This is a genomic window from Pleurocapsa sp. PCC 7327, from assembly GCF_000317025.1.
GTDB lineage: Bacteria > Cyanobacteriota > Cyanobacteriia > Cyanobacteriales > Microcystaceae > Hydrococcus.
In genome coordinates this window covers 590,092-604,875 of sequence record NC_019689.1, presented here as the reverse complement: position 1 = coordinate 604,875, position 14,784 = coordinate 590,092, and the positions used below count along the sequence as shown (strand labels likewise).

Genomic DNA, 14,784 nt, shown 5'->3' with positions numbered 1-14,784 from the left:
AGATCCTTTCATCCAAAATCCAAAATGCAAACGATGCATAATTTCCTTCCCATTGCTTACTTTGAAAACCAATTTATTGAATTTGAAAACGCAAAAATTTCTGTTGCTACCCATGCCTTACATTATGGAACGGCAGCATTTGGTGGATTGCGTGGTATTCCCGATTCTCAAAATCCTAATCAAATTTTACTATTCAGATTAGATCGCCATTGCAAACGACTAAGCCAAAGTGCTAAATTTCTAAATTACGAAATATCAACCGATAAAATTCAGCAAATTATAGTTGATTTTGTCAAGAAAAACAGACCTACAGTATCTTTTTATATACGTCCTTTAGTCTATAGTTCTGGATTAGGAATTGCGCCCAGACTTCATAATATTGAAAAAGATTTTTTGGTCTATGGTTTAGAAATGGGAGATTATTTATCTCCCGGCGGAATTAGCTGTCGCATTAGTTCTTGGTATCGTCAAGAAGATCGCAGCTTCCCTCTCAGAGGAAAGATTACTGGCGCCTATATTACTTCTGCACTAGCCAAAACTGAAGCAGTAGAATCTGGCTTTGACGAAGCAATTTTAATGAACTCTCAGGGGAAAGTTTGCGAAGCAACGGGCATGAATATATTTATCGTCAGAAATGGACAATTAATTACTCCTGGATACGACCAAGATATTCTCGAAGGAATTACCAGAGATAGTATTTTAACGATTGCGAAAGATATGGGAATTCCAGTCGTAGAAAGACCGGTTGATAAATCTGAATTATTTATTGCTGACGAAGTATTCTTAAGCGGAACTGCGGCTAAAATTACTCCTGTTAAAAGAATCGAGAGCTTTGAATTACCACAAGAGAGACCAATTACAGATAAGTTAAAAGAAAAATTAACGGCAATCGTAGAAAATAAAGATCCCGATTATAAAGAGTGGGTCTACATTATTCCCTTGGATTGAAATTAAATTTCAGAGTGTCATGAGTAGTAAAACTCTCACACCGCCAGAAGAAAAAAATTACTTTGTCAGGTATTAGTTGGCAAACCTATGAAACTTTACTCAAAGAACTCAGCCATCGCCGCCTGCGCCTGACCTACAATCGTGGCACTCTGGAAATTATGGTACCTTCCCCCGAACGCGAACTGTATAAAAAAGTATTGGGTCGCTTCGTTGAAACTATAGCTGAAGAGTTGGAAATAAACATTTATCCCCTTGGTTCAACTACTTTCCAGCGCCCACAATTAAGTGGTACCGAACCTGATGAATGTTTTTACATACAAAATTTAGATGCAATCAAAGGGAGGAAAAGAATTGATATAGAAGAAGCTCTCCCACCCGATTTAGTTGTAGAAATTGATATTACTAGCAGTTTGAGAAATCGCTTTCAAGTTTATGCAGATTTAGAAGTGCCTGAAATCTGGCTATATGATGGCAAAGATTTCAAAATTTATCAGCTACAAAATTAGAGATATCTTGAGTGCGATCGCAGTTTAGCATTTCCTAATCTTCCTATCCCAGAAATCTATCAATTTTTACAACAAGCAGATACAGTAGACTATTTAGAATTAGTAAAAGAGTTTCGTCGCTGGGTAAAAAGACAAGTAAACAAATAAGACAATAAAAAATACTTATTATTGTTTGCTGGCATTAATTTCTAGAAATAAAAGTAAAAGTAATAGAAAAAAAGATTAATGCTAGCCACCATAATAGTGGATTTAAAGTAAGATAATAAAAATCGATGAATAATATCAGGTTAGGTTGAATACTTATCAAAAGATCGTTGTCTCATACCGAGCGTAACGCAGTGAAGCGAAGGATCTAGTAGATTCTTCACTTCTTTGGGAATGACAATGACAACTAATTATCCGAACTCGATATAAAAGAGCTATAAAAATAATTAGGTAAAATAATTTTCTCGCACTAAATATTCTAAATATTTTATTTTTTTTATCTCTTTCTCTATAGTTGTACTTAATTTAAGTCTATTGTCTTTTTTTCAATAGTTTTGATTGATTCTACTGCTCCTTGTAAAAGACAGTTATAGTAATATATATCAAGAAAATAGAGAGCTAACCAACCTACCGTCAATAAGAAGAATAACGGCAATAGATATTGTCTTAAATCGACCTTACTTTCTTTCAAAAGAGTAGTAGTGGCTAAGGTTCCAATAATAGCTATCCCTCCAAGTGCTTGTATTCGTAATTTAATAAGTAGCTCGTTGAAGTGCGTAGCAATGTCTTCATATTTTTCCCAAATTTTGAATATTTTCTCAAAATTATCCAATTCATTAGAAAATTTTTGAGATTCGTTTTGTGTATTAGTATTGGGATTTTTTTCTAGTAGCTCCTAGTCATCAGTAAAAATACGCAATTTAAATAACGCTAAGACGAGGAATTATTTATGTCCATACAAACGAGCCAACTTTTTCGGCGAAATCCCTAGATAATAACCCAAAATAATTAGTTGATTAATTAGGGTTGTTTTGAAAATACCTAACTTTTGCCAGCGACGACTAGACGTAATAACTTTAGCTGGTGCGATCGTGATTTTTCCTCTTTTTTTTAAGCATTGTATAAATTCAAAATCTTCCATAATAGGAAGATCGGGAAATCCTCCGATTTCTCGAAAAATAGAAGCTTTGAGAAAGATAGCTTGATCGCCATAGGGAAGAGAACAAAAGCGCGATCGCAGATTCACTACCCTCTCAACTAATCGTAAAGATTTTTCTTGACTGTCAATTGCTAATTCAAAAGCGCCTGCAACGGTTTGAGGACGCGATAGAGTCTCTTGAATTATTTCTGAATATCCAGTAGGCAAATGAGTGTCTGCGTGGAGAAATAGCAAAATATTTCCCGTTGCTGCTGCGGCACCTAAATTCATTTGATTTGCGCGTCCGAATTGAGGAGAAACAATTACTTTTACGCCTAATTCTCGTGCTAATTCAACTGTTCGATCCTGGCTGCCGCCATCAACAATAATAATTTCTATATCCGAGCTATTTTGAAATCTAGATAGAGTTTCTTGAATGATTGCAGCTTCATTTAAAACAGGAATAATGATGCTAATTCTAGTCACTTGACAGCTATAAAAAAATTATAATTACTTTAGTGGCGCTCAACCAAAAAAGCAATCCTCGTATTCATTTTGGATTTTAGTTGACTTTTATCATCTAACACCCCCAGGAGACTCCCGCCACAACGAAGGAGAGGCGGTGAGAGGAATGGGGACGAGCGAGGAGATTCACCCCTGAGCCGAATTGTTGGCTTCGCAACAACAGGCGACGGGGTGAGCGACGAGTGAGTAATTAGGTATCGGTGCATAGCGGGTATAGTTTTTCACAGATTTTGTAGCAGAATGTGAAGTATGGAAAAAGCCTACCGCTACAGAGTGTATCCAACTACCGAGCAAGAACAAATATTGCGCCGGACAATTGGTTGTGTGCGGTTGGTGTTTAACAAAGCCTTGGCTGCGAGAACCGAAGCTTGGTACGAAAAGCAGCAACGAGTTGACTACGTTCAAACAAGTGCCATGCTGACGCAGTGGAAAAAAGTTGATGACCTCCAGTTTTTGAACGAGGTTAGCTGTGTACCACTGCAACAAGGCTTGAGACATCTGCAAACAGCATTTGCTAACTTCTTTGCGGGTAGAGCGAAGTACCCCAACTTTAAAAAGAAGCGTAGTGGCGGTAGCGCAGAATTTACCAAGTCCGCTTTCCGATGGAAGGATGGGCAACTCTACCTGGCTAAGTGTTCTGAACCATTGCCAATTAAATGGTCTAGGCAACTGCCCAAAGGGTGTGAACCTAGTACCATCACCGTTAAACTTGACCCTTCGGGACGCTGGTTTGTCAGTCTGCGGATTAACGATCCAAAAGATGAAACCATGCGCGAGCGCGATAGTGCTGTGGGCTTGGATGTTGGGATTAGCAGTCTTGTCACTCTGAGTACAGGTGAAAAAATTGCTAATCCCAAAGCCTTTGGGGCGCACTATCGGAAATTGAGAAGGGCGCAAAAATCCTTGAGCCGCAAACAAAAAGGCTCTCGCAACCGAGAACGAGCAAGACTCAAGGTAGCACGCATTCACGCTAAAATCTCCGACACAAGGACTGACCATCTGCACAAACTGACAACTCAACTGATTCGTGAAAACCAAACGATAGTTGTTGAGGATTTGGCAGTTAAGAACATGGTCAAAAACCCCAAACTTGCCCGTGCTATTAGTGACGCAGCATGGGGCGAATTGGTGAGGCAACTGGAGTACAAAGCCAAGTGGTACGGTCGAAACTTGGTGAAGATTGACCGATGGTTCCCCAGTTCTAAACGCTGCGGAAACTGCGGTCACGTTGTTGATAAATTGCCGTTGAATGTCAGGGAGTGGGATTGCCCAAATTGTGGGGCACACCATGACCGGGATCTCAATGCGGCTGAAAACATTTTGGCGGTGGGACACCCCGTTACAGTCTGTGGAGCGAACATAAGACCTGATAGACATGAGTCTAAAGGAGGGGCTGTGTCTGCCGTCGTACGGCAGACCTTGAAAGCCCCGTGGCAGTTGCGAAAAACCCGTAAGGGAAAGAAACAGAAACCCAAATCGTGAGTTTTGGGAATCCCCCGCTACACCTGCCTCGGGTTAGCGGTGGGAGGATGTCAAAAGCTATTATACGAACACGATCGGGTTAACTGGAATAGAGAGTGCAGAAAGCGCAGCAGTTGACAAGTTTTGATTAACGAGGTATTGGCGATGAAGTGAACGCAAGCTTAAAAGGCAAAGCAGTCGCAACCAGCCACCCAAAATCCCAACAGAGAATTGGCAACATTTAGGGAGAGTGGGGCAATCACAGGCTAGCTGGGAAAAAGAACTTCACGATTATTTTTTCCTTTTTTAGCTATTAATAGCTATTAATTAACCACAAAAGTTTTAGTTATTAATTAACTTATTAATTAACTACGAAAGACGAAGGACAAAGGACAAGTGACCAATGACAATTCACGCTAGGTCAAACAGCAAGATTTCTCCGCCTACATCAGTGCTAATTTCAAGCTTCTCCGCACCATTAATTTGCACCCCGTCGCCTGCCCGAAGCGATTCGCCGTTTAAGGTGGCTATGCCTTGGGCTATTTGCAGCCATCCGTAGCGTCCTGGTTGAATCTGATACGCGATCGCGCTGCCCGGTTCTAGTATAGAAGCATAGAGACAGACATCTTGATGAATGGTCGCGCTGCCTTCTCGTCCGTCGGGAGAAACGACAAGACGCAACTTGCCATGTCGTTCTTCTGAGGGAAAATAATGCTGTTCGTACCTGGGAGATAATCCTCGTTCGTTTGGCATAATCCAAATTTGCAAAAAGTGAACGGATTCGCTTTTAGAGGGATTAAATTCGCTGTGGGTAATCCCCGTTCCCGCGCTCATAATTTGCACTTCACCTGGTTTAATAACTGTACCGTTGCCCAAGCTGTCTTTGTGTTCTAGCGCTCCTTCAAGGACGTAGCTAATAATTTCCATGTCCTGATGGCTGTGAGTAGCAAATCCTGCCCCAGGCACGACGCGATCCTCATTAATAACTCGCAGATGGCGAAATCCCATGCGATTTGGATCTTGAAAGCTGCCGAAGGAAAAGGTATGGTAGCTATCGAGCCAGCCGATTTGAGTATGACCTCTTGCATTTCTGTCGTGAATGAGATAGGCTATCTTACCTTGATTCATATCTTGACTCCTTTGTGTTTTTGACGGTTCGGAACGAGCGGCATAGACTATTAAATTTTTTGGCTAGTTAGCTAGGATTATTTGACTACTAAAATTTTGTATAAGCTTTTATATACTCCTATTTAAATTTTAATAATCTTAGTTTTTTTCTACAATATTTTCTTTGAATCGAGTTTTTATTAAAAACAATGAATCTCTTCTAAAGAGAAGTTTTTGATGGGTTCGGAAAATCTTTTTAAGATTATATCAAAATTTATATTAATTTTCAAAAATTGTGCTTTTAGTTGATGGATAATATTACCAATCCATGTTATCGATCTATATCAATAGATCCATATTTTTGGCGACCTGGTGTTACGTATCGCGAGTTGCACCCACCAGTGCCAGAGATTGAGTTAGCAATGGTGTGGCGCAGAGATAATCCATCGGCTGTGTTGCAGACATTTCTAGAAGTAGCGAGGCAGTTCGGTCGTCGAGATATTAACCCGATTAGCGATCGATAAATCCATAAATGTCCTTGGTTTCGAGGCGCATAGCGTTTCCCTATTTGACTTTGACAGAAAACATCTCCTGCCGAACCGAATTATATGCCGTAGAATGAGGTCATTGACACAATAAGAATTGCGATCGCATCCTTAGAAGTAGAGTAGAAGTAAGATTACAGAATGCAGAGATTATTCAGCCGAATCTGGCAAGGGCTTAAGAATTTCTTCGAGCAGTTATTTGGTCTGGGAGGAACTAAAGCTTCTGGACGCTATCGGAAAGGAAGAAGCAAGGCGGAGGATGCGCCGTCGGGGCTTTCCGATACCGATTACGAATTTTTATTTAGCCAGTTGCTTGAAGGCGTAGCCCACGGCTGGCACGAAGGACGAATCCTTAAGTTTTTTCAACAACTTGAAGAACGAGGCAAGCAAAAAGATTGGGTGGCATGGTTAGAACGCTTCGGAGCGAGAGTTCTCGCCTCAAGCGCACCCAATCAGCAGCTAGCTGCCCGCATGATGCGCTTGGGCGAGCTAGCTCGCTCCTTTCCGGCGATCGAGCAAATTGGAGAAGCTTCTTATTCTATCGGCAGACAACTGTATAGTAGAAATGTCGGCAGCGTTATCTGGGAATATGAAGGACCCGATCTAGAAATGCCCGCAGCGCCAACAGTTTCCGAGACAAACGAAGGCAGAAAAGTTGAGTCGGTAACGCCAGAAGCCGAGACTTCTTCCGCTGATTCAGCAACAACAGAAACCCTGACGATAGAACAATTACTCGCCAGGTTGCAGCAGGATAGCAAGCTACTGGCTCAGATGGCTCAACAGTTAGGAGTTCAAACAAACGATCCTCAAGTTATTGTCGAGAGGCTGATCGAGCAGTTCCAAACAGCTCAGCAAGAGCTGGAGGGGTTGCCTGCGCCCGATACGGTAGAAGGCTGGTTCAATCGCGGGCTACAACAGGCAAATTTGGGCGATCTCGAAAGCGCGATCGCATCTTGGGAATATGCCTTGGCGCTAAACCCCAACCTCCCTCAAGCGTGGCACAATCGGGGTAGTGCCTTGGCGCATCTGGGCAGATTGGAAGAAGCGCTCGCCAGCTATAATAAAGCCCTAGAACTCGATCCCAGCGACCCTCAAGCCTGGAACGATCGCGCCTATGCCTTGTTCAATCTGCGGCGGTGGGAAGAGGCGATTATGTGTTGGGATAAAGTCGTCGAACTGCAACCAAACTCCTATGAAAGCTGGTACAATCGAGGCATTGCCCTAGAAAATTGGGGACGACGGGAGTCGGCGCTCGCCAGCTATAATAAAGCCCTAGAAATTAACCCCGATTTTGAGTTAGCTAAATTCAAGCGCGATCGGCTTCAAAACAATCGCCCGAATGCTTAAAAATTCTCCAGAAGAGAATGAACTGCAAAAGTTCCCTTCTAGTCGATAATTAAATGAGTATTAGAAAATGCAGGTTCTCCTTTGGAGAATTATCTAATCAGTGTTAGAAAACTTCGATCTAAGTCCGAATTTTCCCTATGAAAAAATTACTTGAGGGGCTGAAAAGGTTTCAAGCTGGCTACTTTAGCTCCCACAAAGAACTCTTCGAGCAACTCGCCCACGGTCAACACCCCAGAATTTTGTTTATTACCTGCGCGGACTCGCGGATCGACCCTAATCTAATTACCCAAGCAGAAGTAGGCGAGTTATTCGTAATTCGCAATGCAGGCAATATTATTCCGCCCTTTGGGGCTGCCAATGGCGGAGAAGGCGCTTCTATAGAATATGCGATCGATGCGTTAGGGATCGAGCAAATCGTCGTTTGCGGACACTCTCACTGCGGAGCGATGAAGGGGCTATTGCAATTAAATAGCTTAGAAGAAAAAATGCCCCTGGTGTATAACTGGCTCAAACACGCAGAAGCCACGCGCCGAGTCGTCAATGAGAACTACAGTAGTTATTTGGACGGGGAAGAATTATTAGAGCTTACTATCGCTGAAAACGTTCTCAATCAGTTGGATAACTTACAAACTTACCCCAGCATTCGCTCTAAACAGCACCAGCAAAAACTGTCCCTCCATGGCTGGATCTATCGCATCGAAACCGGGGAAGTATTAGCCTACGACCCAGTATTGCACGACTTTGTTCCTCCTCAGAGCCGTCTAACTTTTCCCGAACCGGAATACGTTCTGCATCCGAGTGCGCCCCTTCCGCACTATGCCCCCTTTAAGGTGCCCGATCTCTCACCGATGCCCACACCAGAGACTAAATCAGAGACTCAAGTACCTTTGCCTGCGAGTAACGGAAACGGGAATAGTCCTTCGGGTTATTCGCACTTATCCCCCGAACAGGCAGAACGCATTTACCGAGGTTCTCAGAGTAAAGTTCGATAATCAATATTGACATCCTCCCCGGCCCATAGGGCGCGGGGATTCCCAGTCTGACTGCACTAGACAGCCTCCTGATGGGTAAGCGGATCGTCGCCAACTGCCCCCAAGGGGGTCTCACACTGACTCACACGCTCATTAGGTCGGCATAATCCTGCCGCCAAAATATTCGCACTAGCATTCTCGTCTCTGTCTTGCTCAGCCCCACAGTTGAGGCACAACACAGACCGCACCGAAAGATCTAATTGGCCCCACCGATAGCCACAACACGAACAAGTCTGAGAAGTTGGCTCCCACCGACTAATGATTCTCACCTCTCTTTAAGCACAACCACGCTGTTCTCTCGAACTAAGCGAGTCGCCAACTTCTGGTTGAAATCTCGGCGAATATTGCGCCGCCTGGACTCTGTTCGTGCCACCGCAATCCGTAATTTTTCATACCGTTTAGAGCCTTTTGTAGCCCTAGCCAACTTGCGCTTACCTTTGCGGATCTTCCTATCCAAAGCACTGGTTTCGGGTTCTTTCACCTTCTCCCCAGTACTCAATGTGGCTAGTGTTTCCAAACCCAGATCCACGCCGACCCCTTGGTTCTTGGGTTCAACGGTGATGGGCCGAATCTCAACCACAAAGCTTAGAAAGTACCGTCCTGTACAGTTTTTGATGACCGTGACAGAGCTTGGCTCGGAGGGCAGTGGCCTAGACCACTTAGTTTTTATGTTCCCAATCTTGGACAGGTAGACTTTCCCTGCCTTGATGGAGAATCCCCCCTTACGGAACCTAGCGGACTGCTGATTCAGTTTCTTCTTCAATCGAGGAAACCCAACCCGCCACCCTTTCCGCTTTCCTTTGCAGTACTCAAAGGAATTTTTGAGCGCTATGCCCAGGTCTTGAATAGACTGCTGTAACGGGATATTGCTAACTTCCGCCAACCATTTTCGCTCTTCAGTTTTCTTAGCCTGGGTAATACAGATCTTCTGCAACTCAGCGCTACTTGACCATTTTTCACCTTTCGGCGTGGACTTAATCAATGCCAGTGCATCATTCCACACAACCCGGCAACACCCAAAGAGCTTGGACAGCTCTAGGCGTTGTTGGTCGGTGGGATAGATTCTGTACTGGTATCGTGCTTTCATGCTGTTGTTATAGGTTGGTCGTACCTCAAAAAGCAATGGACTATCGGCGCGAAAACCATAGCGTCTCAGACCTGAAAGCTCACCTCATCTTCGTGACCAAGTATCGGCAGAAGGTGCTGAACGCAGAAGGACTGAGGGTGATTGAGGATGCCTGTAGATCGGTGTCCCTGAAGATGGACTTCCAGATCCTTGAGTTCAATGGGGAGGCAGACCACGTTCATCTGCTGGTGGAGTATCCGCCAAAGCTCGCCATATCGCAGATAGTGAATGCGCTTTGAGATTCTGAAACGATACATCCAAAACCAGAAAAAGCCGCCCTTTTAGGGCGGGGCTTGTATCCCATTAATTTTGGTCAGATCGAATTCATTGAATTAGCGATTGGTGGCTTTACAAAAATACACTATTCGCTAACGTCTCTTTTGCTTCTCTAGAGCCGATTGCAGCTGCCCGGACGGCTCGGCGAGCAAGCTACAACCAATAAGCGGCAGAAGATTCCCAGACACACGTGTTAGAGTTATTTTGCACAACTCTATAGCGCGACCGAACCCGCGAGCTAATCATTTACGCACAATAATACCATGATTGCCAAATCTAATTCTTCTCAAGAGCCTGGATTATCCTTTTCTCTCGATGATTTTGCTAAAGCTCTTGACCAACACGACTATCAATTTGCCAAAGGACAAATAGTACGCGGTACAGTCTTTGAGCATACTTCCGAGGGAGCTTATGTTGATATCGGCGGCAAATCTCCCGGTTTCGTTCCTCTCAGAGAAGCGTCTGTAAAATCCGGAGTCTCCTTGGCTGAGAGTCTGCCGCTACGAGAAGAAAAGGACTTTTTAATTGTCAGCGGGCAAAATGCAGAAGGTCAGGTAACGCTGTCGCGCCGTCAACTCGAACTTAAAAAAGCTTGGGACAGCGTAAGCGAAATCGCTGAAAGCGGAAAATCGGTGCAAATGCGAGTGACGGGAGTCAATAAAGGCGGCGTAACTGGGGAAGTAGAAGGATTGCGAGGATTTATTCCGCGATCGCATTTAATTGAAAAAGAAGACTTAGAATCGTTAGTCGGCCAATTGCTGACAGCAACTTTCTTAGAAGTCGATCCAGACAACAAAAAACTCGTCCTGTCTCAACGACAAGCTGCCCGCGCTGCCGCAATTAGAAAGCTGGAGACGGGGGCGCTAATGGAAGGTAAAGTCGTCAAAATACAACCCTATGGAGTATTTGTTGACCTGGATGGAGTAACGGGATTACTGCATATCAAACAAGTTAGCGGCTCTCCCATTGATTCTTTAACAACCTTATTTAAAATCGGACAAGAGATTAAAGTAGTCATTTTGGAGATCGACGAGTATAAAAATCGCGTTTCTTTATCGACTAAAGTCTTAGAAAGTTATCCCGGAGAAATTTTAGAAAAGTTTGACAAAGTTATGGAACACGCATCCGAACGAGCCGAACAAGCTAGAACTAATCTTTCTAATTAATGATTAGTTATCATAAGTGGTAGTGGGTTGTCTTGATAATTTGTGACACAGATCGGGCAAAGAAGCTGCGATCGCGTTACTATTTCCATGTAGCCAGTAATACATTAGATGCCCATGGAGCCAGATTCACTACCAACAGAGGTGATTCTGACGCATCCGCGTCAGTCCCTCGGCAAAGTTCGGCTGGATTGGATGCCCCAACCTGGAAACTATCTCGAATTGAAAGGAAAAACTTACGCTGTTCTAGAACGCCACCATCACTATCAATATAAAATCGGTGGCTACAGTTTGCACAAAATGTCTCTCTACGTTCAATCCGCCAAAAGTCCTACAGAAAAAAGCCTCATCGATGGACGCTGGGTTGTTGGCGATGCAAGTTGTCGCTTTAATGCGAAATCAGAACTCCTGCGCTGTGCCGTTAATCCCGAAGGTCCCTGCAAAGGCTGTCGTTTTTACGAGCTGTTAAGTAAGTAAACATAATTATTGCTTAGATCGTAGTACGTTCGCGTTTGCGTAGCGGAGCCGGAGGCTCTCAGCGGATGCAAATCGCTTCACGTCTCGCCCTACATTGATATCTAATGATATAGATCCGCCTATATGGTCTGCTTAGATAAAGATTTATTCACAAAAGTTTACAAAGTCTAGTAAGATATCTTTATCAACAGGTAAGTATTTATTCTTATTGCCATGATAGCGGATCGATTTCCCTGGCTTACCGCGATTGTACTGCTGCCGCTCGTTGCTTCCTTAGTCATTCCCGCGCTGCCCGATAAAGACGGCAAGCGCCTGCGGTGGTATGCCCTCGGTGTAGGGATCGCGGATTTTGTCTTAATGTGTTACGTTTTTTGGAAGCATTACGATGCGAGCAGCCCTACTTTTCAACTTGCGGAAAAGTATGCCTGGGTGCCTCAGTTAGGTCTGAACTGGGCAGTTTCGGTTGATGGGCTGTCTGCTCTGCTCGTGCTTCTGGCAGGATTGGTGACAACGCTTTCGATTCTTGCAGCTTGGCAAGTCGATCGCAAGCCTCGCCTCTTCTATTTCCTGATGCTCGTGCTCTATTGTGCGCAGATAGGGGTGTTCGTTGCTCAAGATTTGCTGCTGCTGTTTATTATGTGGGAACTGGAACTGGTTCCCGTCTATCTGCTCGTCTCCATTTGGGGCGGACCGAAGCGTCGCTACGCAGCAATGAAATTCTTGCTGTATACCGCAGGCGCTTCCATATTTATTTTAATAGCGGCACTGGCAATGGCGCTCTATGGCAACAATATGACCTTCGATATGGTCGAGCTTGCCATGAAAGATTACCCGCTTGCTCTAGAACTGCCGATTTATGCGGGATTGCTGATTGCGTTTGGTGTCAAACTGGCTGTTTTCCCCCTACACACCTGGCTGCCTGACGCGCACGGCGAAGCCTCCGCCCCGGTATCGATGATTCTGGCTGGCGTGTTGCTAAAAATGGGTGGATACGGGCTGATTCGCCTCAATCTGGAGATGCTCTCTGACGCGCACGTTTACTTTGCACCAATTCTAGTCGTTCTCGGTGTTGTCAACATTATCTACGGCGGGTTTACCTCTTTTGGTCAGTCCAACATGAAGCGCCGCTTAGCGTATTCGTCGGTTTCTCATATGGGCTTCGTCCTGCTGGGTATTGCGTCCTTCACCGATTTAGGAATCAGCGGGGCGCTACTGCAAATGATCTCCCACGGTTTGATTGCAGCGGTACTCTTCTTCCTAGCAGGCGTGCTCTACGATCGCACCCATACGCTTGCCTTGGATGAGATGGGCGATATTGGTAAAGTCATGCCCAAAGTATTTGCCCTGTTTACGGCAGGTGCAATGGCATCGCTAGCTCTCCCCGGCATGAGCGGCTTTGTTAGCGAACTCTCGGTCTTCGTTGGCGTAACGACTAGCGACATCTACAGTTCGACCTTCCGTACCGCGACCGTCTTCCTTGCCGCAGTGGGACTCATCCTTACGCCGATTTATCTGCTCTCCATGCTGCGACAGCTATTCTACGGCTCTAGTGCAGCACCCGCATGCGTCCTGACCGACGCGGGTTCGGAGAATCAGGATGCGGTTTGCTTCGGTACAAACTGCGTCCTGCCTGCCGAGGCAAAATATAGCGATGCAAAACCGCGCGAAGTATTTATCGCTGCTTGCTTCCTGTTGCTGATTATCGGCATCGGTTTCTATCCCAAGCTGGCTACGCAAATATACGACGCGAAAACTGTGGCGGTGAACGCTCAGGTTCGCCAATCTTATACCCAAATCGCGCAAGCAAATCCCAAGATCTATGCCAAAGGATTCTTGTTTCCTAGAATTGCAGAGCCTGAAGTAGCTTCTGTTTCGGGAATGGTCGAGTAATCTTTAATCGAGCGATCGCTTTTGCAGAGGCGATCGCTTTTTGGTCTTTCAATGATTGTGAGAGCGCGCGCCATCATGCTCCTCTCTTGCTTTCAATCAGAAAATCTAATTCTTCCTTTTCCCCAGATCTTGCCCCTACCGAAGAATCGATTCCGATTCCAAAACTTTTAGCAGCATTTCTCCCATTTGCCGACAGCCGACTTGCTGCATTCCTGCCGACATAATATCTCCCGTCCGATAGCCCAACTCCAGAACTTGGGAGACGGATTCTTCAATTTTATTAGCAGCTTGGGGTTGGTTTAAGCCGTAGCGAAGCATCATAGCAGCGCTGAGGACTTGAGCGAGGGGATTTGCCTTATCTTGACCTGCAATATCGGGAGCGGAACCGTGAACGGGTTCAAATACGCCGGGACCGTCAGCCCCCAAACTCGCAGAGGGTAACATGCCGATACTTCCCGTCAGCATTGCCGCTTCATCGGAGAGAATATCTCCAAACAAGTTCCCCGTGACGATCGTATCGAATTGTTTGGGGGCGCGAATTAGCTGCATGGCAGCGTTGTCTACAAACAGGTGAGAAAGTTCGACATCGGGATAGTCTTGTGCGATTTTGGTAACGCGATCGCGCCACAATTGGGAAACATCTAGCACGTTTGCCTTATCCACCGAGCATAGCTTGTTCCTGCGCTTTCTGGCGGTTTCAAAAGCAACCTTGGCAATGCGATCGATTTCCGACTCGGTATACGCCATCGTATTCACGCCTCGCCTTTCTCCCGTCTCCGTTTCAAAAATCCCTTTGGGCTGCCCGAAGTAAATCCCTCCGGTTAATTCTCGGATTACCATGATATCTACCCCTTCTATCACCTCTCGTTTGAGGGTAGAAGCATCGATCAGTTGAGGAAAAATCGTCGCGGGTCGCAAATTGGCAAATAATCCTAAGCCTGCCCTCAACTCTAACAAGCCAGTTTCCGGGCGTTGATGGCGCGGGAGATCGTCCCACTTATAGCCGCCAATGGCAGCCAGAAGAACGGCATCGCAACTGCGACAGGATTTCAACGTCTCTTCTGGTAGCGGTTCTCCCGTCTCATCAATTGCCGCACCGCCGATAAGGGCTTCTTGAAAATCGAATTGAATCTCAAATTGCTTGCCAATGACTTTCAGCACCTCTACCGTTACTGCCAAAATTTCGGGACCGATGCCATCGCCAGGAAGTAAGGTAATTCGGTATTGCTGAGTCATGGTTGGGTTCTAAATCTGCTCGA

12 protein-coding genes and 3 pseudogenes are annotated in these 14,784 nt (G+C 45.1%); 10 read left to right on the top strand and 5 right to left on the bottom strand.

Annotated elements, in window-relative coordinates:
* Positions 1–33 precede the first annotated feature (33 nt).
* Both PLE7327_RS02605 and PLE7327_RS02600 read left to right on the top strand, forming a co-directional pair.
* A complete protein-coding gene (locus tag PLE7327_RS02605) occupies positions 34–948 on the top strand; it encodes a branched-chain amino acid transaminase (RefSeq protein WP_041392669.1) in 915 nt (304 codons plus the stop codon).
* A 19-nt stretch (positions 949–967) separates the two neighbouring features.
* A pseudogene (locus PLE7327_RS02600) lies at positions 968–1,601 on the top strand (Uma2 family endonuclease).
* Between the two features lie 358 nt (positions 1,602–1,959).
* On the opposite strand, the gene PLE7327_RS02595 reads toward PLE7327_RS02600, so the two are convergent.
* Both PLE7327_RS02595 and PLE7327_RS02590 read right to left on the bottom strand, forming a co-directional pair.
* Positions 1,960–2,271 carry a hypothetical protein gene (locus PLE7327_RS02595; protein WP_015142306.1) on the bottom strand — a complete coding sequence of 104 codons (312 nt, stop codon included), beginning with the start codon at positions 2,269–2,271 and terminating at the stop codon, positions 1,960–1,962.
* 111 nt (positions 2,272–2,382) lie between these two features.
* Complete coding sequence (locus PLE7327_RS02590; protein ID WP_015142305.1) at positions 2,383–3,063, bottom strand: TIGR04283 family arsenosugar biosynthesis glycosyltransferase; 681 nt, start codon at positions 3,061–3,063, stop codon at positions 2,383–2,385.
* Between the two features lie 288 nt (positions 3,064–3,351).
* Between PLE7327_RS02590 and PLE7327_RS02585 the strand changes: the two genes are divergently transcribed.
* Positions 3,352–4,584 (top strand): RNA-guided endonuclease TnpB family protein, encoded by a 1,233-nt coding sequence (locus PLE7327_RS02585; RefSeq protein WP_015142304.1) that lies wholly within the window; start codon positions 3,352–3,354, stop codon positions 4,582–4,584.
* A 390-nt stretch (positions 4,585–4,974) separates the two neighbouring features.
* On the opposite strand, the gene PLE7327_RS02580 is transcribed toward PLE7327_RS02585, so the two are convergent.
* Entirely contained in the window at positions 4,975–5,691 is a 717-nt protein-coding gene (locus tag PLE7327_RS02580; protein WP_015142303.1) for a pirin family protein, read from the bottom strand.
* 380 nt (positions 5,692–6,071) lie between these two features.
* Here PLE7327_RS02580 and PLE7327_RS26100 point away from each other — a divergent pair, with 380 nt between their 5' ends.
* From PLE7327_RS26100 to PLE7327_RS02570, 3 genes are all read left to right on the top strand, one after another.
* A complete protein-coding gene (locus PLE7327_RS26100) occupies positions 6,072–6,194 on the top strand; it encodes a hypothetical protein (protein WP_256377714.1) in 123 nt (40 codons plus the stop codon).
* A gap of 162 nt (positions 6,195–6,356) precedes the next feature.
* Positions 6,357–7,562: a tetratricopeptide repeat protein gene (locus PLE7327_RS02575; RefSeq protein ID WP_015142302.1), complete on the top strand. Its 1,206-nt coding sequence runs from the start codon at positions 6,357–6,359 to the stop codon at positions 7,560–7,562.
* 137 nt (positions 7,563–7,699) lie between these two features.
* Positions 7,700–8,554, top strand: coding sequence for a carbonic anhydrase (locus PLE7327_RS02570; RefSeq protein WP_015142301.1), 855 nt, complete (start codon positions 7,700–7,702; stop codon positions 8,552–8,554).
* 56 nt (positions 8,555–8,610) lie between these two features.
* On the opposite strand, the pseudogene PLE7327_RS02565 reads toward PLE7327_RS02570, so the two are convergent.
* A pseudogene (locus PLE7327_RS02565) lies at positions 8,611–9,680 on the bottom strand (RNA-guided endonuclease InsQ/TnpB family protein).
* 35 nt (positions 9,681–9,715) lie between these two features.
* Between PLE7327_RS02565 and tnpA the strand changes: the two are divergent.
* The 4 genes and pseudogenes from tnpA to PLE7327_RS02545 all read left to right on the top strand — a co-directional run.
* Positions 9,716–9,955 (top strand): annotated as a pseudogene (tnpA, locus tag PLE7327_RS02560) (IS200/IS605 family transposase); the annotation flags it as partial.
* A 303-nt stretch (positions 9,956–10,258) separates the two neighbouring features.
* A complete protein-coding gene (locus PLE7327_RS02555; protein ID WP_015142300.1) occupies positions 10,259–11,161 on the top strand; it encodes a S1 RNA-binding domain-containing protein in 903 nt (300 codons plus the stop codon).
* A gap of 114 nt (positions 11,162–11,275) precedes the next feature.
* Positions 11,276–11,635: a DUF6464 family protein gene (locus PLE7327_RS02550; protein ID WP_015142299.1), complete on the top strand. Its 360-nt coding sequence runs from the start codon at positions 11,276–11,278 to the stop codon at positions 11,633–11,635.
* Positions 11,636–11,848: 213 nt separating this feature from the next.
* Positions 11,849–13,525, top strand: coding sequence for an NAD(P)H-quinone oxidoreductase subunit 4 (locus PLE7327_RS02545; protein ID WP_015142298.1), 1,677 nt, complete (start codon positions 11,849–11,851; stop codon positions 13,523–13,525).
* A gap of 135 nt (positions 13,526–13,660) precedes the next feature.
* On the opposite strand, the gene leuB is transcribed toward PLE7327_RS02545, so the two are convergent.
* Complete coding sequence (gene leuB, locus PLE7327_RS02540; RefSeq protein WP_015142296.1) at positions 13,661–14,761, bottom strand: 3-isopropylmalate dehydrogenase; 1,101 nt, start codon at positions 14,759–14,761, stop codon at positions 13,661–13,663.
* Between the last annotated feature and the right edge of the window lie 23 nt (positions 14,762–14,784).

Bases quoted from the DNA above. Each gene is read 5' to 3' on its own strand.
- PLE7327_RS02575 (WP_015142302.1), top strand. From the start codon at position 6,357: ATGCAGAGATTATTCAGCCGAATCTGGCAAGGGCTTAAGAATTTCTTC.
- PLE7327_RS02585 (WP_015142304.1), top strand. From the start codon at position 3,352: ATGGAAAAAGCCTACCGCTACAGAGTGTATCCAACTACCGAGCAAGAA.
- leuB (WP_015142296.1), bottom strand. From the start codon at position 14,761: ATGACTCAGCAATACCGAATTACCTTACTTCCTGGCGATGGCATCGGT.
- PLE7327_RS02580 (WP_015142303.1), bottom strand. From the start codon at position 5,691: ATGAATCAAGGTAAGATAGCCTATCTCATTCACGACAGAAATGCAAGA.
- PLE7327_RS02550 (WP_015142299.1), top strand. From the start codon at position 11,276: ATGGAGCCAGATTCACTACCAACAGAGGTGATTCTGACGCATCCGCGT.
- PLE7327_RS02545 (WP_015142298.1), top strand. From the start codon at position 11,849: ATGATAGCGGATCGATTTCCCTGGCTTACCGCGATTGTACTGCTGCCG.
- PLE7327_RS02555 (WP_015142300.1), top strand. From the start codon at position 10,259: ATGATTGCCAAATCTAATTCTTCTCAAGAGCCTGGATTATCCTTTTCT.
- PLE7327_RS02605 (WP_041392669.1), top strand. From the start codon at position 34: ATGCATAATTTCCTTCCCATTGCTTACTTTGAAAACCAATTTATTGAA.
- PLE7327_RS02570 (WP_015142301.1), top strand. From the start codon at position 7,700: ATGAAAAAATTACTTGAGGGGCTGAAAAGGTTTCAAGCTGGCTACTTT.